Source organism: Novosphingobium nitrogenifigens DSM 19370, from assembly GCF_000192575.1.
Lineage (GTDB): Bacteria > Pseudomonadota > Alphaproteobacteria > Sphingomonadales > Sphingomonadaceae > Novosphingobium > Novosphingobium nitrogenifigens.
This window is the reverse complement of the sequence record NZ_GL876933.1, coordinates 165,970-190,189: the sequence shown is the minus strand read 5'-3', so window position 1 is coordinate 190,189 and position 24,220 is coordinate 165,970. Positions and strand designations below refer to the sequence as shown.

Below are 24,220 nucleotides of genomic sequence, written 5' to 3'. Positions count from 1 at the left end.
TTTCCTGTTACGCGAGGATTTTCCTTGGCCATCCTGTCCGACCGTTGGATCCGCCGCAAGGCGCTCGAAGACGGCATGATCGAACCTTTCGTCGAAAACCAGCGGCGCGACGGCTGCATCAGCTATGGCCTGTCGTCCTATGGCTATGACGCGCGCGTCGCCGACGAGTTCAAGATTTTCACCAACGTCGATTCCGCCGTGGTCGATCCCAAGGATTTCGCGGCCAATTCGTTCGTCGATCGCCAGACCGACGTCTGCGTCATTCCGCCCAACAGCTTTGCACTGGCCCGCACGGTCGAATATTTCCGGGTTCCGCGCGACGTGCTGGTGATCTGCCTCGGCAAGTCGACTTATGCCCGTTGCGGTATCATCGTGAACGTCACCCCGCTCGAACCGGGCTGGGAAGGGCACGTGACGCTCGAATTTTCCAACACCACGCCGCTGCCTGCGCGGATCTATGCCAACGAAGGCGCGTGCCAGTTCCTGTTCCTGCAAGGCAACGAGCCGTGCGAGACGAGCTATGCCGACCGCGCGGGCAAGTACATGGGGCAAAAGGGCGTCACTCTGCCCCGGATCTGAAGGGGCCCCGGATCTGAACGGGCCATCTGAAAACGCAAAATCCTGCCATTGCAGTTCGCTGCAACCTGACTTAATCACCCGATTAAATCGTAAGCGGCGTATCGGGGATGAGGAATGGCACGGATTTATGACATCGTGGTCTATGGCGCGACCGGCTACACCGGGCGGCTGGTCGCCGAATATCTCGCCGGGGCCTATGGCGGGACCGGTTTGCGCTGGGCCATGGCCGGGCGCAGCGAGGAAAAGCTGGCGCAAGTCCGCGATCTGATCGGTGCGCCCGTCGATACCCCGCTGGTGGTGGCCGACAGCGACGATCCCGCTTCGCTTGGCGCGATGGCTGCTTCGACCAGAGTGGTCGTGACCACGGTCGGCCCTTATCAGCTTTACGGTGAAGGCGTGCTGGCGGCCTGTGTTGCGGCGGGAACCGATTATGCCGACTTGTGCGGCGAACCGGTGTGGATGCGCCAGATGATCGACCGCTTCGATGCACAGGCCAAGGCAAGCGGCGCACGGATCAGCTTTTCCTCCGGCTTTGATTCAATCCCCTTCGATCTGGGCGTGCTCATGCTTCAGACCGAGGCGCGCAAGCGTTTCGGCAGCGCCGCCCCCCGGGTGAAATGCCGGGTGCGGGCGATGCAGGGCAAGTTTTCGGGCGGGACCGCCGCCAGTCTCCAGGCAAGCCTTGCCGCCATTGCCAAGGACCCTTCGCTCGCCCGGATCATGACCGATCCTTTCGGTCTCACGCCGGGATTTACCGGGCCCAAACAGCCGAGCGGCGATCGCCCGATGCTCGATGAAGCGACCGGAAGCTGGGCCGCACCATTCGTCATGGCGATCATCAACACCAAGAACGTGCATCGCACCAATCTCTTGCTCGGCCATCCCTACGGTACCGATTTCGTCTATGACGAGATGGTGCTGACCGGGCCGGGCGATGCGGGCAAGGCGGCCGCCGACTATGTGGCAAAGACGCCGATGATCGGGACGCCCAACGATCCCAAACCGGGTGAGGGGCCGACACCCGAAGAACGCGCCAACGGTTTCTATGACGTGCTGTTCATCGGCGAATGGCCGGACGGAAAGACCCTGCGCTATGCAGTCAAGGGACGCTATGATCCCGGTTACGGTTCGACCTGCCGAATGATTGCCGAAACCGGCCTGGCCCTGCTCGACAGCAAGGCATCAGGCGGCATCGGAACCCCCGGCGCGATCCTGGGCGAAGCACTGGTCGAGCGCCTGCGTGCCCACGCTGAGATTACCTTTGGCGTGGAAGAGTGAGGCTCTAGTTTCTCCGGAGCGCGGCGACGCAAGCGGCCTTGTCGACGTCGCGACCGTCGCCGCGCCGGGCATCGACATAAGTGGCCGTGGGGCGTCGACCGTGCTCGCCCGGATAGAGAAAAGCATCGAGGATACAGGCGCTGCCCGACCATTGCAGCTTGCGCGCCTCGCCTTCGCGGATGTCGAGGCGGGGCTGTCCGAACTGGCGGATCAGCGCCTCGGCATCGGCGCCGATCACGCCGGGCAAGCCTTGTTCGCGAGAGGACATGTGGCGGTCGGGCTTGCTCACCGTCGGAACGAAACCGGGGCCTCCGCCTCCACCGCAAGCGGCAAGCAGAAAGGCAAGCGAAAGGGGAAGGACCGCGCGCATGGGGGCTTTGCCATTGCCCGCCCCGCAGCGCGTGTCAATCGCCGTGCGATTGATGGTTCTTGTCGTCTCGCGCGCAAGCGACTAGGCGGCGCCGAGCATTTTGCCCCCAATCCATGGAGCCGCCCGGGTGCCCCAATCCTCTGATCAGCAAACGCCTGTTACCAGCCCGCGTTACGACGTCGTCGCCATCGGCAATGCGATCGTCGATGTCATGGCCGCCGCGAGCGACGAGGATGTCGAACGACTGGGCATGGCCAAGGGGGGCATGACTCTGGTCGACAGCGCGCGGGCGCACGACCTTTATGAAGCGATGGGGCCTGCGCGCGAGATTTCGGGCGGTTCGGCGGCCAATACCCTGGCGGGGCTTGCGGCTCTGGGCGCTTCGTGTGCGTTCATCGGGCAAGTGGCGCAGGACCAGCTCGGCGAAGTCTTTGCCCACGACATCCGTGCGGGCGGCATTGCGTTCGACACGCCTGCACGCGCCGGTGACCCGTCGACGGCGCGTTGCCTCATCTTCGTGACGCCCGATGGGCAGCGCACGATGAACACCTTCCTCGGCGCGTCGCAGTTCCTGCCCGCCGAACAGCTCGACGAATCCGTGATTGCCGATTCGGCGGTGCTCTACCTCGAAGGCTATCTGTGGGATCCCGAAGAGCCGCGCCGGGCCATGCGCCGCGCGATCGCCGCCGCCCGCAATGCCGGACGCAAGGTTGCCTTCACTCTCTCTGACGCTTTCGTCATTGCCCGTCATGGCGACGATTTCCGCGGGATGATCGCGGCGGGCGAAATCGACATTCTTTTTGCCAACGAGCACGAACTCGCGGCCCTGACCGGGCTTGAGGATTTCCACGAAGGCATGGCCGAACTGGCAAAGTCAGTGCCGACGCTGGTCGTGACGCGCAGCGAAAAGGGCGCCCACGCGATCAGCGAAGGCGAACATGCAAGCGTTTCGGCCGCGCCCGTCGCGCGCGTCGTCGATACGACCGGTGCCGGGGACCTCTTTGCGGCCGGGTTCCTGCTCGGCCATGTCCGGGGGCTTCCGCTCGAAACCTCGCTGCGCCTAGGTGCAACGGCGGCGGCGGAAGTGATCTCGCATTACGGCGCCCGGCCGGAAGCGGATCTCAAGGCGCTGGTGGCGCCTCTTCTGGCCTGAGACCTCAAGGTATATGACGGTATCCGCGCAAAGGCGCGGATACCGTCGAATCGGTCAGGCTTCCTCGCGGGCGATTTCGCGCCAGCCGATGTCGCGGCGGCAGAACCCTTCGGCAAAATCGATGGCATCGACCGCACGATAGGCTGCGTCCCGCGCTTCGCGCACGCTGGCGCCCCGGGCCGAGACGTTGAGCACGCGCCCGCCATTGGCACGCAAGGTGCCTTCGCCGTCGAGCATGGTGCCCGCGTGGAACACTTTGGCGCCATCGGCTTGTGCGGCGTCGATTCCGGCGATCAGTCCGCCTTTCTTGGGCGTGCCGGGATAGCCTTGCGCGGCCATGACCACCGTCAGCGCCGGTTCAGGCGAGAAAGCGGGCGGCTGGATCGCGGCGAGCCGGTTTTCGGCGACGGCGGACAGCAGTTCGACCAGATCGCTTTCCATCCGCATCATCAGCACCTGGCATTCCGGGTCGCCGAAACGGCAGTTGTATTCGATCAGCTTGGGACCCTGCGCGGTCAGCATGAGCCCGGCATAAAGGACACCCGAATAAGGTGTGCCTTCATCCGCCATGGTCTTGACCGTCGGGGCGATGATGCGGGTGATGACTTCGCGTTCGAGTTCGGGGGTCAGCACGCGTGCCGGGCTATAGGCGCCCATGCCGCCGGTATTGGGGCCGGTGTCGCCATCGCCCACACGCTTGTGATCCTGCGCCGAGGCGAGCGCGACGATGGTCGCGCCGTCGGTCAGGGCAAAGAAGCTGGCTTCCTCGCCTTCCATGAATTCCTCGATCACCACTTCGGCGCCGGCGCTGCCGAACTGACCGCCGAACATGTCGGCGATCGCGGCGCGAGCTTCCTCGGCGGTTTCGGCAATGACCACGCCCTTGCCTGCAGCAAGTCCGTCCGCCTTGATGACGACGGGAAGGCCAAAGCGGTCGAGCGCGGCAAGCGCCTCGGCCTGATCAGTGGTGCGCAGGTATCCGGCGGTCGGAATTCCGGCGCGGGTGCACAAGTCCTTGGTGAAGCCTTTCGACCCTTCGAGCTGGGCTGCCGCCTGGCTCGGTCCAAACACGCTGATCCCGACGCCGCGAAGGGAATCGGCAAGACCATCGACCAACGGCGCTTCCGGTCCTATGACGACGAGGTCGATCGTTTCCGCCTCGCAGAAGGCGATCACGGCGGCGTGATCGGTGACATCGAGCGCATGGATCTGTGCATGTTCGGCAATCCCGGGATTGCCCGGGGCGGCATGGAGCTTGCCCAGGCGCGGCGATTGAGCCAGTTTCCACGCCAGCGCGTGTTCGCGTCCGCCGGCACCCAGCAACAGGATATTCATGGTCTTTCCTTCCGCGAGCGATGATGACGCCCGATCCGGGCTGTTAGCGAGGGAAGCGGCGGGGGACAACGCCCCGGCGCTGTCGATTTCCGAACTCTCGCAGCTTCTCAAGCGCACGGTCGAGGATCGTTTCGGTTTCGTGCGCGTCCGTGGCGAACTTTCGGGCGTGAAACGGGCGGCCTCGGGCCACCTCTATCTCAGCCTCAAGGACGAGAACGCGCGGCTCGACGGTGTCATGTGGCGCGGCAGTGTGCAACGCCTGGGGTTCCAGCCCGCCGACGGGGTGGAAGTCATCGCCACCGGCAAGCTGACGACGTATCCTGGCCGCTCGAATTATCAGATCGTCATCGACCGCATGGAAATCGCGGGCGAGGGCGCCTTGTTGGCCCTGCTCGAAAAGACCAAGGCGCGGCTTGCGGCCGAGGGCCTGTTCGATCCCGCGCGCAAACGCCCCCTGCCTTATCTGCCCCGGGTGATCGGGGTGGTGACGTCACCGACCGGCGCCGTCATTCGCGATATTCTCCATCGCCTGCGCGATCGCTTTCCCAGTCATGTGGTGGTCTGGCCGGTGCTGGTGCAGGGACAGGGCGCGGCAAGCCAGGTGGCGGCGGCCGTGCGCGGATTTTCCGAGCTTGAACCCGGCGGCCCGGTTGCGCGTCCCGATCTCGTCATCGTCGCGCGTGGCGGTGGTTCGATCGAGGACTTGTGGAGCTTCAACGAGGAAGAAGTCGTGCGCGCGATTGCCGCATCGACCATTCCGGTGATCAGCGCGGTCGGGCACGAAACCGATACCACGCTTGCCGATTTCGCGGCGGACCGGCGCGCGCCCACGCCCACCGCCGCTGCCGAAATGGCAGTGCCGGTGCGGGCCGAACTCATGGCGGGCCTTGCCGATCTCGAAGCGCGGCGTCAGCGCGCGCTCGGTCGCCAGCTTGCGCAGGCGCGCGAACGGCTCGACCAGCGGGCTCGACGCCTGCCGCCGCCCCATGCCCTGCTTTCGGGACAGGCGCAGCGGCTCGACGATCTGGGCGAGCGTCTGCGGCGCTCGCTTGGCCATCGCACCGAACTGGCGGCGGCGATGCTGGCGCGCCATGCCGGATCGCTGCGCCCGGCGCTGCTCGAAACCCGCTTGCGCCGCGAACGCGAACGGCTTCTGGCCTTGCGCTTGCGTCCCGAAGCCTTGCTGCAACGGATCGAGACTGCGCGCGGACGCGTCGATGCGCTCGACCGCCTGCGCCGTTCGCTCGATCCCGAAGCGCCATTGGCACGCGGTTACGTGCTTGTGACCGACAGCGCCGGGCGCGTGGTCAAGACGCGCTCGGCAGCGGCGGGCGAGGCCGAACTCACGCTGAAATTCGCCGATGGATCGCTGGGCGTTGTCCCGGCCGGTGCCGGTTCGACGGGAGGAGAGCCCACACCCCGCCCGGCGCGTGCGAAAACGCCGCCGTCGACCGGCGACCGCCAGCCCAAATTGCTTTGATCGCGAACTGGCTCTAGATACCCTGCCATGCTGACAACTCCTGCCGGTCGCCTCGCGCGACTTCACTACCTGCCCGGAACCTTTCGCCAGCTCTCGCCGGGCGATCACGTGCTCTGCGCGGTGACGGGCGCGAAGATCCCGCTCGATCTGCTGCGTTATTGGAGCGCGGAACGGCAGGAAGCCTACGCCAGCGCGGAAATTTCGACCAAGCGTCTGCTCGGTCAGGTGTGAGGCTCGCCGCGTTGCCTTCGCGACGCGGTGTTCTGGGCGGTGTTCTGGCCGGGCTGGCAAGTCTGCCCGGTTTGGGGGGCGGATCGGTCCTGTGCCGGGCGCAAGCCGATCCTTTCACGCTGACCGGAACCGCGACACAGGGCGGCTGGATGCGCGGGCATGTTCCGGTGGGAACCGTTGCCTTGCTGCTCGATGGAAAGCCGCTGGCCTTTGCCGAGGATGGCGCGTTCTTCCTCGCCTTCGACCGCGATGCCCCGGCCGCCGCGCGTCTGGTGGCACAGGATGCCAAGGGTGTTGAAACCTCGCGCGTCCTGACGATTGCGCCCCGTGCCTGGCGGATCGAACATGTCGATGCGCCGCGTCATCCGCCGGGATTGCCGGACGAGGAATTTGCCCGCCGCCGTGCGATCGAACTGGCCCGGATCGCTGCGGCCCGCGCCCACACGAATGCGTCGGACGGCTGGCGCCAGACGATGATCCGGCCCGCGTCCGGGCCGATCACTGGCCGTTTCGGCGCGCAGCGGATCTATCGTGGCGAACCGGGGGCCTATCACTCGGGCATGGACATCGCCGCTGCGGCAGGAAGCCCGTTTCATGCGCCCGCCGACGGCGTCGTGGTCCTTGCCGCGACACCCGATCCGTTCACGCTCGAAGGGCATCTCGTTCTCGTCGATCACGGCATGGGTCTGTCGAGCGCAATGCTGCACGCACAGGCCCTTTTCGTCGCTGAAGGGGACATCGTGCGTCAGGGACATATACTTGGCCACGTCGGGATGAGCGGTCGCGCCACCGGACCACACCTGCATTGGGGACTGACGTGGCAAGGGCGCCGTCTGGACCCTCTCTTGTTCATTCAGATCTGAAAAGTGCACCGATTTAGAATGATTTTCGAACGCGCTGTCACTTGCGTGTAATAATCTTGCGCGACTGCGATGATGGGGGGCATTTTTTCCCGGTTTTCCGGGGCTTTCCCGTACACCCCTGTGTGGCAAAACGGTTACATCGGGAACAAGACTGATACCAATTGACACCGGTCCTCTTTACTTCCCGCCGTCGGCTGGGCCATCGAAGTGCCATCCGGGGGGGCTAAACCAAGCTGCACAATTGCGCCGATTGGAACGGCAACCTCCTGGTCCTGAATGATGCCGGCCCCAGGGCTGGCCCTCCATGTCAAAGGGGCTGGATACTCATGAAGCACATCAAGAAGCTGAAGGCTGGAGTGGCGCCTGCCGCTCTTGGCCTCGCGCTTGCAGCAAGTCCTGCACTCGCGCAGCAAGACGTTCCCACTCAGCTGCCGTCGACTCCCGCTGCGGCCCCCGCTGCGGAAGAGATCATCGTTACCGGTTCGCGTATCGCTTCCCCGAATCTGAAGTCGGTTGCGCCGGTCACGTCGATCAATAACGAAGACATCAAGACCACGGGTCTGACCCGGATCGAAGATCTCCTCAACCAGCTTCCCCAGGTCTTTGCCGCGCAGAGTTCGTCGGTTTCCAACGGCGCCAGCGGGACGGCTGAAGTCGACTTGCGCCATCTGGGCGCAAAGCGGACGCTCGTTCTGGTCAACGGCCGTCGCCTGATGTCGGGTGATCCCTTCAGCTCGGCTGCGGACCTCAACTTTATTCCCCAGACTCTGATCAAGCGCGTCGACCTTCTGACCGGCGGTGCTTCGGCGACTTATGGTGCCGACGCTGTCTCGGGTGTCGTGAACTTTGTCATCGACAAGGACTTCACCGGCTTCAAGCTCGACCTCAACGACGGTTTCTATCAGCACGGCAACAGCAACAGCGTTGTGCGTTCGGCAATCGACACTGCCAATGCGCAGGGGCTGTCGGGCTTCAACTACCCCAAGGGTAGTGTTGCTGACGGTAACAACTTCGACGGAACCCTTGCCTACGGTACCAAGTTTGCCGACGGCGCGGGTCACCTCATGATTTATGCCGGTTACCGCAACGTTTCGGCCATCACCCAGAACAAGCGCGATTACAGCGCCTGCTCGTTGGCGAGTGCTACGAAGTGCGGCGGTTCGGCGACGTCGGCAGCCGGTAATGCGCTGTATTTCACCCCGACCGGCGGTGCCTCTTCGACTATCGGCTCCTTGGGCGCGCATACGCTGACGACCGGTGCCGCAAGCCGGTACAACTACGCTCCGACGAACTATTATCAGCGTCCGGACGAGCGCGTGACGGCCGGTGCTTTCGTCAACTTTGACGTCAGCCCCGCGTTCAAGCCCTACCTCGAATTCATGTTCATGTCGGACCACTCGATGGCGCAGATCGCACCGTCGGGCGACTTCGGCAACACGATGACGATCAACTGCAACAATCCGCTGTTGTCGGCACAGCAGGCCTCGACCCTCTGCACCAACGCCAACTCGGTCATCGGGTATCTCGGCAATTATCCGGTCACCAATGCATTCGCGTCCAGCCTTTCGGCAGCGACGCTTGCGACCCTCTCCCCCGCAGCGCCGGGGACTGCCTATTTCCAGTTGCTGAAGCGCAATGTTGAAGGCGGTGCACGCGTCGACGACCTCAACCACAAGGACTATCGCGCGGTTATCGGTGCAAGCGGGGACATCGGCAAGGGCTGGCACTACGACGTTTACTATCAGTTCGGCCAAGTCAACTACAGCGAAGCGTACTATAACGACGTTTCGATTTCTCGCCTGGCCAATGCGCTCAACGTTGTCGACGTTAACGGAACGCCGACCTGCTCGATCGGTGCTGCTTCTGGCTGCGTCCCCTACGACGTCTTTTCCGGTAACGGTATTTCGTCGGCCGCGCTCAACTACATCAGCGCTATCGGTCGTCAGGAAGGTGTAAACACCCAGCATATTGCCGAAGCATCGTTGTCGGGAGATCTGGGCGAATACGGTATCAAGTCGCCGTGGTCGTCGCAGGGCATCCTGATCAACATCGGCGGCGCCTATCGCCATGAAAGCGTTTCGCTCACGCCGAACGACGAATACATCAGCGGTGACCTTGCTGGCCAAGGTGGTGCGACCTTGCCGATCAGTGGCTCGTACAACGTCTATGAAGCCATCGGCGAAATGAATGCTCCGCTGATCACGGATGGGCCGATTTATGCCCTGAATCTGGAAAGCGGCATTCGTTATTCGCACTACAGCTATTCGAACAGCAACAACTTCAACACCGTTACCTGGAAAGTCGGTTTGACGTTCCAGCCGGTGAAGGACATCACATTCCGCGGCTCGATCAATCGTGCGGTCCGTGCGCCGAACATTCAGGAAGTGTTCTCGCCGGATCATGTCACGCTTGACGGTTCCACCGATCCGTGTGCGGGCTTTGCGATTACAGCGGCTGATGTCGGCTGTCTCACACAGGGTCTGCGCGTCGGGCAGACTATTCAGGGCAATCCCTCTGCCCAGTACAACGGCATGCAAGGCGGTAATCCCAACCTGCGTCCCGAGGTGGCGATCACCAAGTCGCTGGGCGTGGTCCTGACCCCGCACCAGATTCCCGGCCTGACGTTCAGCGTCGACTATTACGACATCAAGATCCGCAACGCGATCCAGCAGATCGGTGCAGACGCGATCCTTGGCGCCTGTAATGCAGCTCCTGAATCGGGCATCTGTGGTCTGATCAACCGCAACGCGGCCGGCTCGCTGTGGCTGACCACCAGCGGTTATGTGAACGATACCTACCAGAACATCGGTGGTGTCGAGACGCGCGGCTTCGATTTCAATGCGACGATGACGCACCATATCGGCAAGCTCGGCACGCTGAGCGGAAACTTCGATGGTGGCCTGCTGTCGCGTTACCTCGTCGATAACGGTGTCTCGGCAACCTACAACTGCGCCGGTTACTTCGGGGTCAGCTGCGGCGTGCCGCTGCCCAAGTGGCGTCACAAGGCTCGCGTGTCGTGGACAACGCCGGTCGGTATCACTGCTTCGGTGACCTGGCGCTATGTCGGCCCTGTCGATGTGGATTACAAGAATCCCAGCTCGACCATCGGCATTGCCTCCTACAAGGACCAGCTTGGCTCGCACATCGACGGTCAGAGCTATATCGACCTTGCCATTCAGGGACGGGTCAATCACTTCCTGACTCTGCGGATGGGGATCAACAACCTGTTCGATCGCGATCCGCCGCTCGTGAACAGCTCGCCGACCCAGTCGCAGTGCTACAGCACCTATTGTAACGGGAATACCTACCCGGGCGTCTATGACGCTCTGGGGCGTTATTTCCACTTCGGTGCGACGGTCACGTTCTGATTTCAGCGTGATTTGATATGAACGGGTGGCAGCGATCTCGGGATGGCTGCCACCCGTTTCCTTTTGGTTCCGGCTGCTTTTGATTGACAGTCCTTGGGAAGGGGCGCGATTCAGCCGGACGGAAATGGCGACCAGGGTCGCCTGCAATCGGGAAGTGCCGGTGAACACAATGCGGGAATTGCAGCAGATCGCCGGGTTGGCGCAGCAGGGACGCCTTGATGAAGCGGCCCGGTTGGTCGAAGGTGCGATTGCACGCAATCCCGAGGACCCGGCTTTCCTGGCGCTTGGCGGGGCGATCGAATTTCATCGTGGAGCCCATCAGCGCGCAGTTTCCTATTTGAAAAAGGCGCAGGTATTCCGGCCACAAGATCCGGTCATTCGCGCCAATCTTGTTGAAGCTCTGCTGCAAATGGGGGATCTGCATGGGGCCCATGCACTTTGTGACAGGGAAAGTGCACTTGGCGACCCCAGTCTTCGTCTTGCCCGACTGGGTGCTTATCTAGCTCAGGAAGTTGGAGAGTTCGCGACGGCGGTCGAGCTTTACCGCCATGTCACGAGCAAGGTTCCGGCCGATTGGGCGAGCTGGAACAATCTGGGCAATGCGCTGACCGATATGGGCAAGCCCGGCGAAGCCGTCGCGGCGTTGGAACAAGCGGTGCGGGTTGCGCCTGATGCGCCGCCGATCCGCATCAATCTGGGCGAGACCTTGCTTCTTGTCGGGCGCGTAGAAGAGGCGGTGGACGTTCTTTCGCGGGCCTCGACCGATTTTCCTGAAGATCCGCATCCTCTTCTGGCCCTGTTCCGACATTATCTGGAAAGTGGTGAAGAGGACCGGGCATTCGCCGTTCTTCAGGAAGCGTCGCGCCGCGCTCCCGACCGTGCGGATATCCAGACCGATTTCGGTCACGTTGCCGGTCAACGCAATGAATTTGCCCGGGCTGAAGAGGCTCTGGAGCGAGCTCTTGCCGTCAGTCCGGGCTTCACGCCTGCGTTCGTCGGCCTTGCCGCCGTGCTGGAGCGCGTCAATCGTGAGGGCGAATTGGAAGGTCTGCGGGAACGGGCATCGAGAGAAGGGGCCGAGGAGCGCGTTCTTGCCTTCATCGACGCCTTGCGCCTCAAGCGGGCCGATCGCTTCGAAGACGCACTGGCGCGTCTTGATGATGCCGGTGACGTCATGATTGCGTCGCGCAAATGGCAATTGCGTGGAGAGTTGCTGGACAGGCTGGGCCGTGAAGATGAAGCCTTTGCTGCTTTCGCCGCCATGAACGAGGCTTGGCAGCAAGATGGAGCGGATCCGCGTGCACGCGCGGCGGCCTATCGACAAAAGGGTGAGGATGCCTTGGCGCTTCTGTCGCCTGACTGGCTGGCCTCCTGGTCGCCTTCCCCACCGCCGGCTGAGCGCAGTCCGATTTTCGTGGTTGGATTTCCTCGTTCAGGCACAACCTTGCTCGACACCATGCTGATGGCGGTGCCGCAAGTGCGTGTGCTCGAAGAGGAGCCTTTCATCGAAGAGATCGAGCGCGAACTGGGCGGGGTGGCGGCTTTGCCGAGCCTTTCCCAGGATGAGATCCTTGCTGCCCGTGCCCGCTATTTCGAGCGGGCTGCGGCTTTGGTCGGGACCGATTCTGAAACCGTCATTGTCGACAAACACCCCATGCACCTTGGCAAGGTGCCCGTGATCCGTCGCATTTTCCCCGACGCGCAGTTCATTCTGGCCTTGCGGCATCCTTGCGATGTGTTGCTGAGCTGCTTCATCACCAATTTCCGTCTCAATGCCGCCATGGCCAATTTTGTCGATCTGAACGATGCAGCTGCGCTTTATGATTTGTCCTTCCGCCATTGGACCCGGGCGCGTGACGTGTTTGATCTCGAGGTTGCTGAAGTTGCCTATGAAGACCTGATCGCTTCGCCGGAGCAGGCGTTGCGCCCGGTGTTCGACAGGCTCGGGCTGTCCTGGCCCGAGGGCGAACTCGATCATCGAAAGGCGGCGCGCGCGCGCGGTGTCGTGCGGACGGCAAGCTATGCTCAGGTGACGAGCCCGCTCTATCGCCACGCGGTCGGCCGTTGGCATCGCTATGCAGACCATCTGGCGCCGATTCTTCCGATGCTTGCGCCATGGATTGAGAAATTCGGCTATGCCTGACCCTGCGGAAAAAGCGGCTTTGCGGATCTGATTCCGACCTTTCGTCAGGTACGCTCGCTGCGCCTTTCTTCTGTCGGTCGGCTCGGCTATAGGGCGGCTCATGTCTTCCGTACGCCCCTGGCGCGATATCGCGCGTCGCAAGAGCCGCCAGATCATGGTCGGCTCGGTCCCCGTCGGCGGGGATGCTCCGATCACTGTCCAGACGATGACGAACACGCCCACGGCCGATCCGGTGGCGACGATCGATCAGATCCGTCGCTGCGAGGAAGCCGGAGCCGACCTCATCCGTGTTTCCTGCCCTGATGAGGAAAGCACCGCCGCTTTCCGCAAGATCGCGAAAGCCTCGCGTGTTCCGCTGATCGCGGACATCCATTTTCACTACAAGCGCGCTCTCGAAGCAGCTGACGCGGGTGCGGCCTGTCTGCGCATCAATCCCGGCAACATCGGCAGCGCCGATCGCGTCGCCGAAGTGGTCCGGGCGGCCAAAGCCAACGGCTGTGCCATCCGCATTGGCGTCAATGCTGGCAGCCTCGAACGCGATCTTCTCGAAAAGTACGGCGAACCCTGCCCCGAGGCGCTGGTCGAATCCGCACTCGATCACATCAAGCTGCTGCAGGATCAGGATTTCCACGAATACAAGGTGGCCGTGAAGGCTTCCGACGTGTTCCTGGCGGTTGCGGCCTACATGGGTCTGGCCGAAGCGGTCGACTGCCCGCTGCACCTGGGCATCACCGAAGCCGGTGGTCTCATCGGCGGCACGGTCAAGTCCTCGGTCGGTATCGGCAACCTGCTCTGGGCCGGGATCGGCGACACCCTGCGCGTTTCGCTTTCGGCCGAGCCCGAACAGGAAGTGCGCGTCGGTTTCGAAATCCTGAAGGCGCTCGGCCTGCGCACGCGCGGCGTTCGCGTCGTGTCGTGCCCGTCCTGCGCGCGTCAGGGCTTTGACGTCATCCGCACCGTCGAAGCACTGGAAGACCGGCTGCAGCACATCAAGACTCCGATTTCGCTCTCGGTCCTGGGTTGCGTCGTCAACGGTCCGGGCGAAGCGCGCGAAACCGATATCGGCGTCACCGGCGGCGGCAACGGCAAGCACATGGTCTACCTGTCGGGCGTGACCGACCACCACATCAACTCGGACGAAATGCTCGATCACATCGTCTCGCTGGTGGAAGCCAAGGCAGCCGAAATCGAAGCAGCGACCGTCAAGGTCGAAGCTCACGCCTGAGTCGTGATGGCGCCATGAATCGCTACCTCATCTTTGCGCTCGGCGTTCTGGTGGTGGTGGCATTCGTGGCGCCTTCGCTCGGGACATTGACTCCTGCCGCCCCGACCGATGCACCGGCCGAAGACCGGCCGGTAGGGGCGCCTGAACCGGCTCCGGCGGCTCCGCTCGGCGTCGAAGGCGCGCCGCAGTCGGCCGGGCAGAGCGGGGGACTTTCAATTCCTCGCGATGCCGGTGGGCAATTCCACGTCGATGGTGACGTGAACGGCCAACCGGTGCGTTTCCTGGTCGATACCGGCGCCGACGGCGTCGCCCTGACGGAGGCGGATGCGCAGAAACTCGGTATCTCTGCCGACGCGTCGGCGTTTCGCCCGATCCTCGGCACGGCATCGGGAACCGGATACGGTGCGCCGGTCCGCCTTCAGAATATTGAAATCGCGGGACACGAATTGACCAACGTCGATGCCGTGATCGCGCGCGGTCTTTCCACCAGCCTGCTGGGACAGTCGGTCCTGCGGCGGCTGGGCACGGTGACGATGACCCGGGATCAGCTCGTCATCGGCAACTGAACCGGACGGACTGCCCGCCGGTTGCGACGTCCGCGCGATTTGCCGCGACGCACGGACATGAAAAATCCACCCCGATCAGTTATGCTTGGTCGTGCGATAGCTTGACGCACGGGCTATGGGATCGACGACGATGACCTTGACCAGACGGGCGGTACTTGGCGGCGCGCTTGCGAGCGGACTGATCACGGGCCCTCGGGTCTTTGCCCGGCCTTACGACATCAGCGAACAGCATCGCCGCATTCTGGGCGTTGCTCGGCAACAGCTCGAACGGGTGCGACCGTCGTTGTGGCGGACCGATGTGGTCGGTCTTGCCGATTTTGCCTTGCCGTCATCCTTGCCCCGGCTGCATTTCGCAGATCTCGAAGCCGGGACGGTGCATTCCTATCTCGTCGCCCACGGACGCGGGTCCGATCCCGAGCACGACGGTTTCCTGAAAGTCTTTTCCAACGCCGTCGGCAGCCTCGCAACGTCGCGCGGGGCCTATGTCACGTATGAATGGTATGACGGGAAATATGGGCCGTCGATCCGGCTCGGCGGGCTCGAACCCGACAATGCCAATGCTGCCGTGCGGGCGGTCGTCATGCATCCGGCCCGCTATGCCAATGCCGACATGCTGGCCAAATGGGGCAAGCTGGGCCGCAGCGACGGCTGTTTCGCCATGGCCGAAGCCGATTTTCCCAATGCCCTTTGGCACATGGCAGCCGGGCGTCTGCTTTTTGCCGACCGGCTGGGGCTTGGCTGAGCGACCTGCATCAGGGGATTTCGTCACCCCGCCGGAGTGACGAAATCCATCCCTTGTTCTGATTGAAACGACCGTATTACAGCGGGTTATCCAGCTTGATCACTTCCTCGGTGCTCTTGCGCTGGGTCGTGTGCAGCTGGCGCGGCTGGGCAAAGCTGGCGATCACTTTGGCATCGCGGCCATAGAGGTCGGGGAAGCTGCGCATGAGGCCGTTCACGTCGCGCGCCACCGTGAAATAGGTGATGTAGACGGGAAAGGGCTTGGCCATCGGCACTTTGGTGTACTTGCCTGACAGCGAGTAGTCGACGGCGGTCTGCGGGGGCAGGTCCGCGCCCAGAATGGCCATCGTCATGGCAAGTTCGGTCGCGCGTTCGGCGCGAATGCATCCATGGCTCAACGCGCGCTGCGGCTGGTTGAACAGTGTGCGGTTGGGCGTGTCGTGGATGTAGATCGCGTGATCGTTGGGCATGTCGAGCTTGACCCGGCCCAGCGCATTGGTGTTGCCGGGCTGCTGAACCACGGTGATGGTGCCGTCCGCACTCTGCGTGGCGACATAGCCGAGACGCTTGGCCTTGGCCGGATGCGCGATCAGGTCCTTGCCCAGCCCTTCGCCCACGACGATCGACTGCGGCACGGTCCAGGTGGGATTGAACACCACGTTCTTGACCTGCTCGGCCAATTGCGGCGTTGCGGTCTTGCCCGGACGACCCACGATCGCCTTGTAGGTGCGGATGATCTTGTTGTTCACCGTCAGCCGCAGTTCCTGCTCCGGCACGTTGATGATGAGGTATTGCAGGCCCAGATCACGGCCCAGCCAGCGCCAGCGGTCCATGTTGGCGCGGATCATCGCGATCTGCTTGGGGTCCTTGGTCTTGGCCAGCATGTCGCGCAGCATCGCGTAATCGGGATGCGCGGGATCGAGTGAGGCGAGGACGCCGGGAACGTCGTGCAATTCGGTCGCTTCGCGCAGAAGCTCGGTGTTGGGATGCAGGTCCTGGTCCGGATCGACCGCGAACCACTGCTCTCGCGACGTCATCGGCGTGCGGCCGTCGCGCAAGTCTTCGGCCAGCCAGATGAACAGGTGGCTGGCAAGCGTGTCGAGTTCCTCGCTCTGTCCCTTGGCGATCAGCGCGGCAAGGGTAGCGGGCTGGTAGTCGCGCGCGAACAGCCCTTCGCTGCCGATGCCCCGGATCGCGGCAAGCAGGGCCCTGGCGTCGCCCAGGCTCCAGTTGACCACCGGGAGCGTTTCGGGACGCTCGACCTCGATGATCGTCTGGGGCGGGGTGGCGGATTTGAGCGGAGTGGGTGCAACGATTTCGGCAGCGCCGGTGGTTGCGGGGGGCTGCGTCGTGGTGCGTGGCGCCGTCGTGGTGTGGGCGGCAGGCGTCGCGCGAGGCGCCGTCGTTGCCTGTCCCTGCGTCGCGTTCGTGCCCTGGATCTGCTGGCGGGTCTGCGCCATCAGATCGGTGGGCCCCTGTTGCGCAGGCCGTGCCGCGATCGGGGCGGCGATGAGTCCGGAGACCGCAAGACCGGCGCCGAGGAGATAAGTGACGGGGGACAGGACCGACATCTTGGTCCCGTTGGGTGCGCGCATGGGGGGCTGCTTCCTGCCGTTAGGAGGTCGGGTTCGGCGCGAAGGTACGGCCCACAGTCGCGAGAGCCGTGCCGGACGCCGGAATTTCCCTGCCCCAAGCCCGCCTTGCGATCAAGCGCGCTGCGGCGAAAAGGGCGTCCCGGCGCTGCTTAACACCGGCCTGCCTTCGGGGTAAGCGGGGCGAGTGCGCGCTCCGTCTCCCCTGATCCCGATTGCCGTCACTGTGGCGGGCCTTGCCAGTTTCAGCGTCATGGATGGCGTCATGAAAGCCGCCTCGATCGCGGTGGGGCCTTATTCGGCGATGTTCTGGCGCAATCTGTTCGGGGTTCTGGTGATGACCCCGATCTGGGCGCTGGGCCGCCGCCGGACGGGTGGACGCTGGTTACCGACCATGCCGGTCCTGCGGCTCCATGCGGTGCGGTCGGCAACGGCAGGCGTCATGGCGGGCCTGTTCTTCTATGGCACCATCTATACGCCATTGGCCGAAGCCATGGCATTGTCGTTCATCGCGCCGCTGATCGCGCTGTTTCTGGCAGCGGCCTTTCTGGGCGAGAGGATTGAGCGGCGCGCCTATTTCGGCTCGGTTCTCGCACTGGCAGGCGTCGGGGCGATCGCGGCGGGGAAATTCGGCGGCCATTATTCGCCCGCCGCGGTTCGGGGCATGGGTGCGATCCTGACTTCGGCGGTGCTCTATGCAATCAATCTCGTGCTTCAGCGGCGACAGGCGCAATTGGCGGGGCCGGACGAGATCGCCTTTTTCCAGAACCTGTTCATCGTCCTTTTGTTTGCACCCGGCGCGTGGTGGCTGGCGCCGGTGCCGCCGCCGCATGCCGCACTCCTGCTGGTGTCCGGGGCGATCCTGGCGGTCGTGTCGCTCATGCTGATCGGGTGGGCCTATGCCCGGGCCGAGGCGCAAGTGCTGGTACCGCTTGAATATACCGCATTCATCTGGGCGGCCCTCGTCGGGTGGCTGCTCTTTGCCGAGCCGGTCACCTTGCGGACTCTGGCGGGCGTTGCCCTGATCGTGACCGGGTGCCTTGTCGCGATCAGCGCGCGGGCGCCCCGTGCCGATGCCGCGCAACCCAATCCCGCATGATCGAAATGCCGAGTCCCCGATCGACTCTGCTACGTCTTCGCGAGGTTGCGGGAGGGGCGGGGATGGTTGCCGTAGAGTAACCGAATGGGGCTCAAGAGCGCGATTTGGCGGCCTTATTGCAAATGCGACGCAATAAGCAGGATAACTGTCCCGGATTAATGGGACTAATGTCGCATTCGATCGCAAACAGGCCATTTTAGGCCGCTCCCGGCCTTGACGCGGCCCCCTCAAACGCGCATCGCGCGATCGGCTTCGCAAGGCATGACCTGTCTCGCGCTCCGGGTCATCCGGTTCATCGTCCTGGGCTCTTCTGCGGGTCCAGACGGGGGGCAGGCGACTCGGTTCCCCGGGCGGCGCGGCAGTGATGCAGGCAACAACAAGGGAAACCTCTCAGCCATGACCCACGTTGGACAGGATACGCTCGGCACCCGCAGCACGCTAAAGGTTGGCGGCAAGGACTATGCCTATTACTCGCTGAACAAGGCTGCTGCCCAGTTCGGTGACATCTCCCGTCTGCCCTTCTCGATGAAGGTGCTGCTCGAAAACCTGCTGCGTTTTGAAGACAACGGCTTCACCGTGTCGACCCAGGACGTGAAGGCGCTGATCGACTGGCAGAAGAACCCCGTCGAATCGCAGAACGAGATCCAGTACCGCCCGGCGCGCGTGCTGCTGCAGGACTTCACCGGGGTTCCCTGCGTGGTCGACCTTGCCGCGATGCGCGATGCGATCGCGACGCTCGGCGGCGACACCAGCAAGATCAACCCGCTGGTTCCCGTGAACCTCGTCATCGACCACTCGGTCATGGTTGACGAATTCGGTCACCCCAAGGCGTTCGAACAGAACGTCGAGATCGAATACCAGCGCAACCTTGAGCGCTACGACTTCCTCAAGTGGGGATCGAAGAGCCTCAACAACTTCTACGCGGTTCCCCCGGGCACCGGCATCTGCCACCAGGTGAACCTCGAAAACATCGCCCAGACGGTCTGGACCAGCACCGACCAGAACGGCGTGACCGTGGCTTATCCCGACACCTGCGTCGGCACCGACAGCCACACCACGATGATCAACGGCCTGGGCGTGCTCGGCTGGGGCGTCGGCGGGATCGAAGCGGAAGCAGCCATGCTCGGCCAGCCCGTCTCGATGCTGATCCCCGAAGTCGTCGGCTTCAAGTTCGTCGGCGAACTGCAGGAAGGCGTGACCGCCACCGACCTCGTGCTGACTGCCACCAACATGCTGCGCAAGCATGGCGTGGTCGGCCGCTTCGTCGAATACTACGGTCCGGGCCTTGCCGGTCTTTCCCTCGCCGACCGTGCGACGCTTGCCAACATGGCGCCCGAATACGGCGCGACCTGCGGCTTCTTCGGCATCGACGGCAAGACGCTCGACTACCTGCGTCTCACCGGCCGTGAAGAAGACCAGATCGCTCTGGTCGAAGCCTATGCCAAGGAACAGGGCTTCTGGATCGACCCGTCGGTCGAACCGATCTTCTCCTCGACGCTCGAACTCGACCTTTCGACGGTCGTTCCTTCGCTTGCCGGCCCCAAGCGCCCGCAGGACAAGGTCGTGCTCCCCGACGTGGACGACGTGTTCAACAAGGACATGGCCGAAGTCTACAAGAAGTCGCAGGCTCGCGTTCCGGTCGAAGGCAAGACCCACGACATCGGCGACGGCGACGTCGTGATCGCCGCGATCACCAGCTGCACCAACACGTCGAACCCCGGCGTGCTGATCGCGGCCGGTCTCGTCGCGAAGAAGGCTGACGAATTCGGTCTCAAGCCCAAGCCCTGGGTCAAGACCTCGCTGGCTCCCGGTTCGCAGGTCGTCACCGACTACCTCGAAAAGGCCGGTCTCCAGTCGCACCTCGACAACATCGGCTTCAACCTCGTCGGTTACGGCTGCACCACCTGCATCGGCAACTCGGGTCCGCTCGCCGAACCGATCAGCAAGGCGATCAACGAAAACGGCATCGTTGCCGCTTCGGTGATCTCGGGCAACCGCAACTTCGAAGGCCGCGTCAGCCCCGATGTGCGCGCGAACTTCCTCGCCAGCCCGCCGCTGGTCGTTGCTTACGCTCTCAAGGGCACGGTGATCGAAGACTTCACCACCACCCCGATCGGCAAGAGCAAGGACGGCGTGGACGTCTACCTCAAGGACATCTGGCCGACCAACGAGGAAGTCGCTTCGGTCATGGCCGGCGCGCTCGACCGCAAGATGTTCCAGGCTCGCTATGCCGACGTCTACAAGGGCGACAAGCACTGGCAGGCGATCAACGTCACCGGTTCGGAAACCTACAAGTGGCGTGCAGGTTCGACCTACGTTGCCAACCCGCCGTACTTCGATGGCCTGACGATGACCCCCGAACCGGTCAGCGACATCATCGAAGCCAAGCCGCTGCTGATCCTGGGCGATTCGATCACGACCGACCACATCAGCCCGGCCGGCAACATCAAGGCCGACAGCCCTGCGGGCAAGTGGCTGCTTGAGCACCAGGTCGCCAAGGCCGACTTCAACTCGTACGGTTCGCGCCGCGGCCACCACGAAGTCATGATGCGCGGCACTTTCGCCAACATCCGCATCAAGAACGAAATGGTTCCGGGCACCGAAGGCGGCTTCTCGAGCTTCGGCGGCGAAGTCCTTCCGGTCTACGACGTTGCGATGAAGTTCAAGGAAGCCGGCACTGCGGCCGTCGTCGTGGCGGGCAAGGAATACGGCACCGGTTCGTCGCGCGACTGGGCTGCCAAGGGCACCAAGCTGCTCGGCGTTCGTGCGGTCATCGTCGAAAGCTTCGAACGTATCCACCGTTCGAACCTGGTCGGCATGGGCGTGCTTCCGCTGCAGTTCAAGAACGGTGACACCCGTCAGTCGCTCGGCCTGACCGGCGATGACAGCTTCACCATCAAGGGCGTCGGCAGCCTCAAGCCGCGTCAGGACGTCGAAGTTCTCGTCACCCGCAAGGACGGCTCGACCTTCACGTTCACGGCGCTGTGCCGCATCGATACCGCCAACGAAATCGAGTATTTCAACAACGGCGGCATCCTGCAGTACGTGCTGCGCAAGCTGGCGGCCTGATTGGCCTTACAGCTTCTAGCAAAGCCATCAGGAAAGGGCGGTCCCGGTCGGGGCCGCCCTTTTCGTTTGCGTGCGTCATTGCCGGGATGGGATCGGGCGCGAGGGCATACGGACCTGCAATGAGATGAACGCATCGCAGGTTGGTAGAAGTTGTGAGGCGGTGGCTATCGCCCACGAAAAAGGGCGGCCTCTCCACAAGGCCGCCCTTCCTTCCGAACCACCCGCTGGAGACGGGCGCTTGACTGTGTGCGATCAGGCCGAAGGCAGGGCGCCGCGCTTGCCCCAGCGCTGACGGGCGACAAGAGCTGCCGCGCCGAGGCCGAACAGGATCACCATCGAAGGCTCGGGCACTTCGGTGCCGCCGTTGGAGCTGGTCGTCGTGGTCGTCGTCGAGCCGTTCGACGAGGAGGATGTCGACGAGGACGAAGACGTCGAGGAGCTCGTGCTCGACGATGTCGACGTGCTCGTGGTCACGTTGCCCGAACTGGTCGATGTCGACGTGCTGGTGGTGACATTCCCCGACGACGAACTCGATGTCGAGGTTGACCCGCCCGAAGTCGAGCTGGAAGTGGACGTCGACCCGCCCGATGTCGAGGTTGACCCGCCGGACGTGGATGTTGAAGTCGACGTGGAGCCGCCCGAGGTCGAAGTCGAACCGCCGGAGGTCGATGTGGACCCGCCCGAGGTCGAGCTGGACCCGCCAGACGTCGACGTGGAGGTCGAGCCGGTGCTGGTCGAGGAGACCACGACGCTGCCGCCGCCGGTGCTGCCGCCGAAGAAGCCACCAAAAAATCCGCCGCCGAAGCCGCCCGAGCTGCCGCCGCCGATCACGATCGGAGTGCCGCCGCTGCTGCCGGATTGAGGCGGCATCGGTGCCATATAGGGCACCGGAGCCATGGCCAGCTGCTGCGGCGGTTCGCACGTCCGCGTAATCGTCGTGCGCACGATGCGGCGCGCACGGTGCGGGGCCAGGCGATGGGCGACGTGAACGGGCTTGGCGTGCTTGATCTTGATCGGCTTGACGTGATGAATTTCCGCTGCCGAAGGTGCCTCGGACATGTGGACGGCGCCCCCGCCGATCACCGCGCCGCCTGCTGCGCAAGCTGCCAGTTTTACCAATGCCATCCGAAACGACATGATCGAAGCCTTTGTTCCCAATTCGAGGGGGATCAGAGACTCGTCCCTGACGATTCCCTCGGTCCGCACTTCACCCTCACCAAGAGTGAACGCAGATCAGCACGCCCAGAGCAATGCTCTTAACCAAATTTGTGCCGTTAAGCACTTGTCAAAACGGGACCCGGGCAAGCGGCTGGTAACTATGTCCCAATTCGAGACCGAATTGGAAGCGCCTCTTACCGTCCGTGTCGGGTTTGACGTGGAATCGAATGATCGGCGCGTGACCGCCGGACGCTCACTTGCCGGAGTCGAACAGGCCCGGCATCGGACTTGCGCCCGGCTGTTGCGGTACCGGCAGCCCCAGATGGTGCCATGCCCGGTCGTTGAGGCAGCGACCGCGCGCTGTCCGGGCGACCAGCCCGAGCTGGATGAGATAAGGCTCGATCACTTCCTCGATGGTGTCGCGCGGCTCGGACAGGCCGGCTGCGAGCGTTTCCACACCGACGGGGCCGCCTTTGTAGATGTCGGCGATCATCATCAGATAGCGGCGATCCTGAAGATCAAGGCCGAGCTTGTCGACTTCGAGCCGGGTGAGGGACTTGTCGGCAATGGCCTGGGTGATTGTCGGACTGCCGGCCACTTGCGCGAAATCGCGCACACGGCGCAGCAGGCGACCGGCAACGCGCGGGGTGCCGCGCGCACGTCGGGCGATTTCATGGGCGCCTTCGGGCTCGATGCCGATGCCAAGAAGATTTGCGCCGCGCGTCACCACCCGTTCGAGTTCGGCCACGGTATAGAATTGCAGGCGGACGGGAATGCCGAAACGGTCGCGCAAAGGCGTCTGGAGCAAACCCTGACGCGTGGTTGCACCGATCAGGGTGAAGCCGGGCAGATCGATCCGTACCGACCGTGCCGAGGGCCCTTCACCGATGATAAGGTCGAGAGCCCGATCTTCCATCGCCGGATAGAGCACTTCCTCGACCTGGGGGTTGAGGCGGTGAATTTCGTCGATGAAGAGGACGTCGCCTTCTTCGAGATTGGTCAGCAAGGCGGCAAGATCGCCCGACTTGGCAATGACCGGCCCGGACGTGGCACGGAAATTGACCCCCAGTTCGCGCGCGATGATCTGGGCCAGCGTGGTCTTGCCCAGACCCGGAGGACCGAAGAACAGCACGTGATCCATGGATTCGCGTCGTTGCCGCGCGCTTTCGATGAAAACACGCAGGTTTTCGCGCGCGCCTTCCTGTCCGATAAATTCGCCCAGAGTCTTGGGGCGCAGCGCCGCGTCGACATCTTCGGGCTGGCGCTGGGGGGTAAGGAGAGGGTTGTCGGTCATGCCGTGGCTCGCTTGAGCGCGACGCGGACAAGATCACCGAGCGACGCATCCTCGCCCAGTTCCTCGATCGCCTTGGTGACGGCAGTGGCCGCAACGGCAGGCTTGAAGCCGAGGTTTTGCAGGGCGGAAACGGCGTCGGCACTGGCCGAGCCGGAAACGACCGGCGCCTCGCCCGGTTCGGCCGTGATTCCCGCGCCGCCCGACAGTCCGGCAAGACCGCCCGCCTTGTCCTTCAATTCGTTGACGATGCGCGACGCGAGCTTGGGGCCGACCCCGTTCGCCCGCGCGACCATGGCCGAATCGCCACCGGCGCAGGCGCGCTGCAATTCATCGACGGTCAGTGCGGACAGGATCGCCAATGCGACTTTGGACCCTACGCCCTGAACCACGGTCAACAGGCGGAACCATGCCCGTTCGCCTGCGCTCGCAAAGCCGATCAGGCGCATGTCGGTCTCGCTGACCTGCAATTCGGTATGGATGACGACGCGGTCGCCGCGATTGCCGAGATGGGCAAGAGTTCGCGCCGAGGCGTGGACGAGATAGCCCACGCCATTGACGTCGATCACGGCCCAGTCAGGGCCCGTGTCATCCAGCAGTCCGGTCAGCTTTGCGATCATGGTTTGTTCCTATGGCAAGGAACAGGGGCCCGCGCCAGCGGCAATGTTTCACGTGGATC

The 24,220-nt window shown here is 63.5% G+C and carries 20 protein-coding genes; 14 read left to right on the top strand and 6 right to left on the bottom strand.

The annotated features are described in order from the left end of the window. The first annotated feature begins 24 nt into the window (after window positions 1–24). Together dcd and Y88_RS10885 are read left to right on the top strand one after the other, a co-directional pair. Entirely contained in the window at window positions 25–579 is a 555-nt protein-coding gene (gene dcd, locus Y88_RS10890; protein ID WP_008069163.1) for a dCTP deaminase, read from the top strand. 114 nt (window positions 580–693) lie between these two features. Beyond that, window positions 694–1,857, top strand: coding sequence for a saccharopine dehydrogenase family protein (locus Y88_RS10885; RefSeq protein WP_008069157.1), 1,164 nt, complete (start codon window positions 694–696; stop codon window positions 1,855–1,857). Window positions 1,858–1,861: 4 nt separating this feature from the next. On the opposite strand, the gene Y88_RS10880 is transcribed toward Y88_RS10885, so the two are convergent. Continuing rightward, complete coding sequence (locus Y88_RS10880; protein ID WP_008069155.1) at window positions 1,862–2,227, bottom strand: hypothetical protein; 366 nt, start codon at window positions 2,225–2,227, stop codon at window positions 1,862–1,864. Window positions 2,228–2,438: 211 nt separating this feature from the next. Between Y88_RS10880 and Y88_RS10875 the strand changes: the two genes are divergently transcribed. After that, on the top strand, window positions 2,439–3,380 hold the full coding sequence (locus Y88_RS10875; protein WP_232281081.1) for an adenosine kinase: 942 nt from the start codon (window positions 2,439–2,441) through the stop codon (window positions 3,378–3,380). Window positions 3,381–3,434: 54 nt separating this feature from the next. On the opposite strand, the gene purD is transcribed toward Y88_RS10875, so the two are convergent. Further along, entirely contained in the window at window positions 3,435–4,715 is a 1,281-nt protein-coding gene (gene purD, locus Y88_RS10870) for a phosphoribosylamine--glycine ligase (RefSeq protein WP_008069152.1), read from the bottom strand. Between purD and xseA the strand changes: the two genes are divergently transcribed. From xseA to Y88_RS10830, 8 genes are all read left to right on the top strand, one after another. Further along, window positions 4,714–6,195, top strand: coding sequence for an exodeoxyribonuclease VII large subunit (xseA, locus tag Y88_RS10865; RefSeq protein ID WP_008069150.1), 1,482 nt, complete (start codon window positions 4,714–4,716; stop codon window positions 6,193–6,195). The genes purD and xseA overlap by 2 nt on opposite strands. A gap of 27 nt (window positions 6,196–6,222) precedes the next feature. Further along, window positions 6,223–6,426, top strand: a complete 204-nt coding sequence (locus Y88_RS10860; RefSeq protein WP_008069149.1) for a DUF2093 domain-containing protein — start codon at window positions 6,223–6,225, stop codon at window positions 6,424–6,426. Next, window positions 6,423–7,289, top strand: coding sequence for a M23 family metallopeptidase (locus Y88_RS10855; RefSeq protein ID WP_008069148.1), 867 nt, complete (start codon window positions 6,423–6,425; stop codon window positions 7,287–7,289). Before Y88_RS10860 ends, Y88_RS10855 begins: the two co-directional genes overlap by 4 nt. 326 nt (window positions 7,290–7,615) lie before the next feature. Beyond that, entirely contained in the window at window positions 7,616–10,657 is a 3,042-nt protein-coding gene (locus Y88_RS10850) for a TonB-dependent receptor domain-containing protein (RefSeq protein ID WP_008069146.1), read from the top strand. A 169-nt stretch (window positions 10,658–10,826) separates the two neighbouring features. Beyond that, a complete protein-coding gene (locus tag Y88_RS10845) occupies window positions 10,827–12,800 on the top strand; it encodes a tetratricopeptide repeat-containing sulfotransferase family protein (protein ID WP_008069144.1) in 1,974 nt (657 codons plus the stop codon). Between the two features lie 100 nt (window positions 12,801–12,900). Then, window positions 12,901–14,025 carry a flavodoxin-dependent (E)-4-hydroxy-3-methylbut-2-enyl-diphosphate synthase gene (gene ispG / locus Y88_RS10840; RefSeq protein WP_008069142.1) on the top strand — a complete coding sequence of 375 codons (1,125 nt, stop codon included), beginning with the start codon at window positions 12,901–12,903 and terminating at the stop codon, window positions 14,023–14,025. A gap of 14 nt (window positions 14,026–14,039) precedes the next feature. Next, on the top strand, window positions 14,040–14,591 hold the full coding sequence (locus Y88_RS10835) for a retropepsin-like aspartic protease family protein (protein ID WP_008069140.1): 552 nt from the start codon (window positions 14,040–14,042) through the stop codon (window positions 14,589–14,591). 115 nt (window positions 14,592–14,706) lie between these two features. Next, complete coding sequence (locus tag Y88_RS10830; RefSeq protein WP_008069138.1) at window positions 14,707–15,333, top strand: murein L,D-transpeptidase catalytic domain-containing protein; 627 nt, start codon at window positions 14,707–14,709, stop codon at window positions 15,331–15,333. A 76-nt stretch (window positions 15,334–15,409) separates the two neighbouring features. Here Y88_RS10830 and Y88_RS10825 read toward each other — a convergent pair whose 3' ends face one another. Further along, window positions 15,410–16,927 (bottom strand): L,D-transpeptidase family protein, encoded by a 1,518-nt coding sequence (locus Y88_RS10825; RefSeq protein WP_008069136.1) that lies wholly within the window; start codon window positions 16,925–16,927, stop codon window positions 15,410–15,412. Between the two features lie 184 nt (window positions 16,928–17,111). Here Y88_RS10825 and Y88_RS10820 point away from each other — a divergent pair, with 184 nt between their 5' ends. Both Y88_RS10820 and acnA read left to right on the top strand, forming a co-directional pair. Continuing rightward, window positions 17,112–18,023: a DMT family transporter gene (locus Y88_RS10820; RefSeq protein ID WP_008069129.1), complete on the top strand. Its 912-nt coding sequence runs from the start codon at window positions 17,112–17,114 to the stop codon at window positions 18,021–18,023. 396 nt (window positions 18,024–18,419) lie between these two features. Continuing rightward, entirely contained in the window at window positions 18,420–21,092 is a 2,673-nt protein-coding gene (gene acnA, locus Y88_RS10815; protein WP_008069127.1) for an aconitate hydratase AcnA, read from the top strand. A gap of 252 nt (window positions 21,093–21,344) precedes the next feature. On the opposite strand, the gene Y88_RS19620 is transcribed toward acnA, so the two are convergent. Next, entirely contained in the window at window positions 21,345–21,443 is a 99-nt protein-coding gene (locus tag Y88_RS19620; protein WP_232281033.1) for a PEP-CTERM sorting domain-containing protein, read from the bottom strand. A 13-nt stretch (window positions 21,444–21,456) separates the two neighbouring features. On the opposite strand from Y88_RS19620, the gene Y88_RS19615 reads away from it, so the two are divergent. Beyond that, window positions 21,457–21,954 (top strand): hypothetical protein, encoded by a 498-nt coding sequence (locus Y88_RS19615; RefSeq protein ID WP_018075684.1) that lies wholly within the window; start codon window positions 21,457–21,459, stop codon window positions 21,952–21,954. A 549-nt stretch (window positions 21,955–22,503) separates the two neighbouring features. On the opposite strand, the gene ruvB is transcribed toward Y88_RS19615, so the two are convergent. Together ruvB and ruvA are read right to left on the bottom strand one after the other, a co-directional pair. Next, complete coding sequence (ruvB, locus tag Y88_RS10805) at window positions 22,504–23,544, bottom strand: Holliday junction branch migration DNA helicase RuvB (RefSeq protein ID WP_008069125.1); 1,041 nt, start codon at window positions 23,542–23,544, stop codon at window positions 22,504–22,506. Continuing rightward, a complete protein-coding gene (ruvA, locus tag Y88_RS10800) occupies window positions 23,541–24,161 on the bottom strand; it encodes a Holliday junction branch migration protein RuvA (protein ID WP_008069124.1) in 621 nt (206 codons plus the stop codon). The genes ruvB and ruvA overlap by 4 nt, the downstream gene beginning before the upstream one ends. Window positions 24,162–24,220 lie beyond the last annotated feature (59 nt).

Excerpts from the sequence above, each read along its gene's own strand:
- Y88_RS10880 (WP_008069155.1), bottom strand. The coding sequence starts at position 2,227 with ATGCGCGCGGTCCTTCCCCTTTCGCTTGCCTTTCTGCTTGCCGCTTGC.
- xseA (WP_008069150.1), top strand. The coding sequence starts at position 4,714 with ATGGTCTTTCCTTCCGCGAGCGATGATGACGCCCGATCCGGGCTGTTA.
- Y88_RS10875 (WP_232281081.1), top strand. The coding sequence starts at position 2,439 with ATGGCCGCCGCGAGCGACGAGGATGTCGAACGACTGGGCATGGCCAAG.
- ispG (WP_008069142.1), top strand. The coding sequence starts at position 12,901 with ATGTCTTCCGTACGCCCCTGGCGCGATATCGCGCGTCGCAAGAGCCGC.
- Y88_RS10845 (WP_008069144.1), top strand. The coding sequence starts at position 10,827 with ATGCGGGAATTGCAGCAGATCGCCGGGTTGGCGCAGCAGGGACGCCTT.
- Y88_RS10860 (WP_008069149.1), top strand. The coding sequence starts at position 6,223 with ATGCTGACAACTCCTGCCGGTCGCCTCGCGCGACTTCACTACCTGCCC.
- Y88_RS10825 (WP_008069136.1), bottom strand. The coding sequence starts at position 16,927 with ATGCGCGCACCCAACGGGACCAAGATGTCGGTCCTGTCCCCCGTCACT.
- Y88_RS10835 (WP_008069140.1), top strand. The coding sequence starts at position 14,040 with ATGAATCGCTACCTCATCTTTGCGCTCGGCGTTCTGGTGGTGGTGGCA.
- Y88_RS10830 (WP_008069138.1), top strand. The coding sequence starts at position 14,707 with ATGGGATCGACGACGATGACCTTGACCAGACGGGCGGTACTTGGCGGC.
- Y88_RS10885 (WP_008069157.1), top strand. The coding sequence starts at position 694 with ATGGCACGGATTTATGACATCGTGGTCTATGGCGCGACCGGCTACACC.
- acnA (WP_008069127.1), top strand. The coding sequence starts at position 18,420 with ATGACCCACGTTGGACAGGATACGCTCGGCACCCGCAGCACGCTAAAG.
- purD (WP_008069152.1), bottom strand. The coding sequence starts at position 4,715 with ATGAATATCCTGTTGCTGGGTGCCGGCGGACGCGAACACGCGCTGGCG.
- ruvA (WP_008069124.1), bottom strand. The coding sequence starts at position 24,161 with ATGATCGCAAAGCTGACCGGACTGCTGGATGACACGGGCCCTGACTGG.
- Y88_RS10850 (WP_008069146.1), top strand. The coding sequence starts at position 7,616 with ATGAAGCACATCAAGAAGCTGAAGGCTGGAGTGGCGCCTGCCGCTCTT.
- ruvB (WP_008069125.1), bottom strand. The coding sequence starts at position 23,544 with ATGACCGACAACCCTCTCCTTACCCCCCAGCGCCAGCCCGAAGATGTC.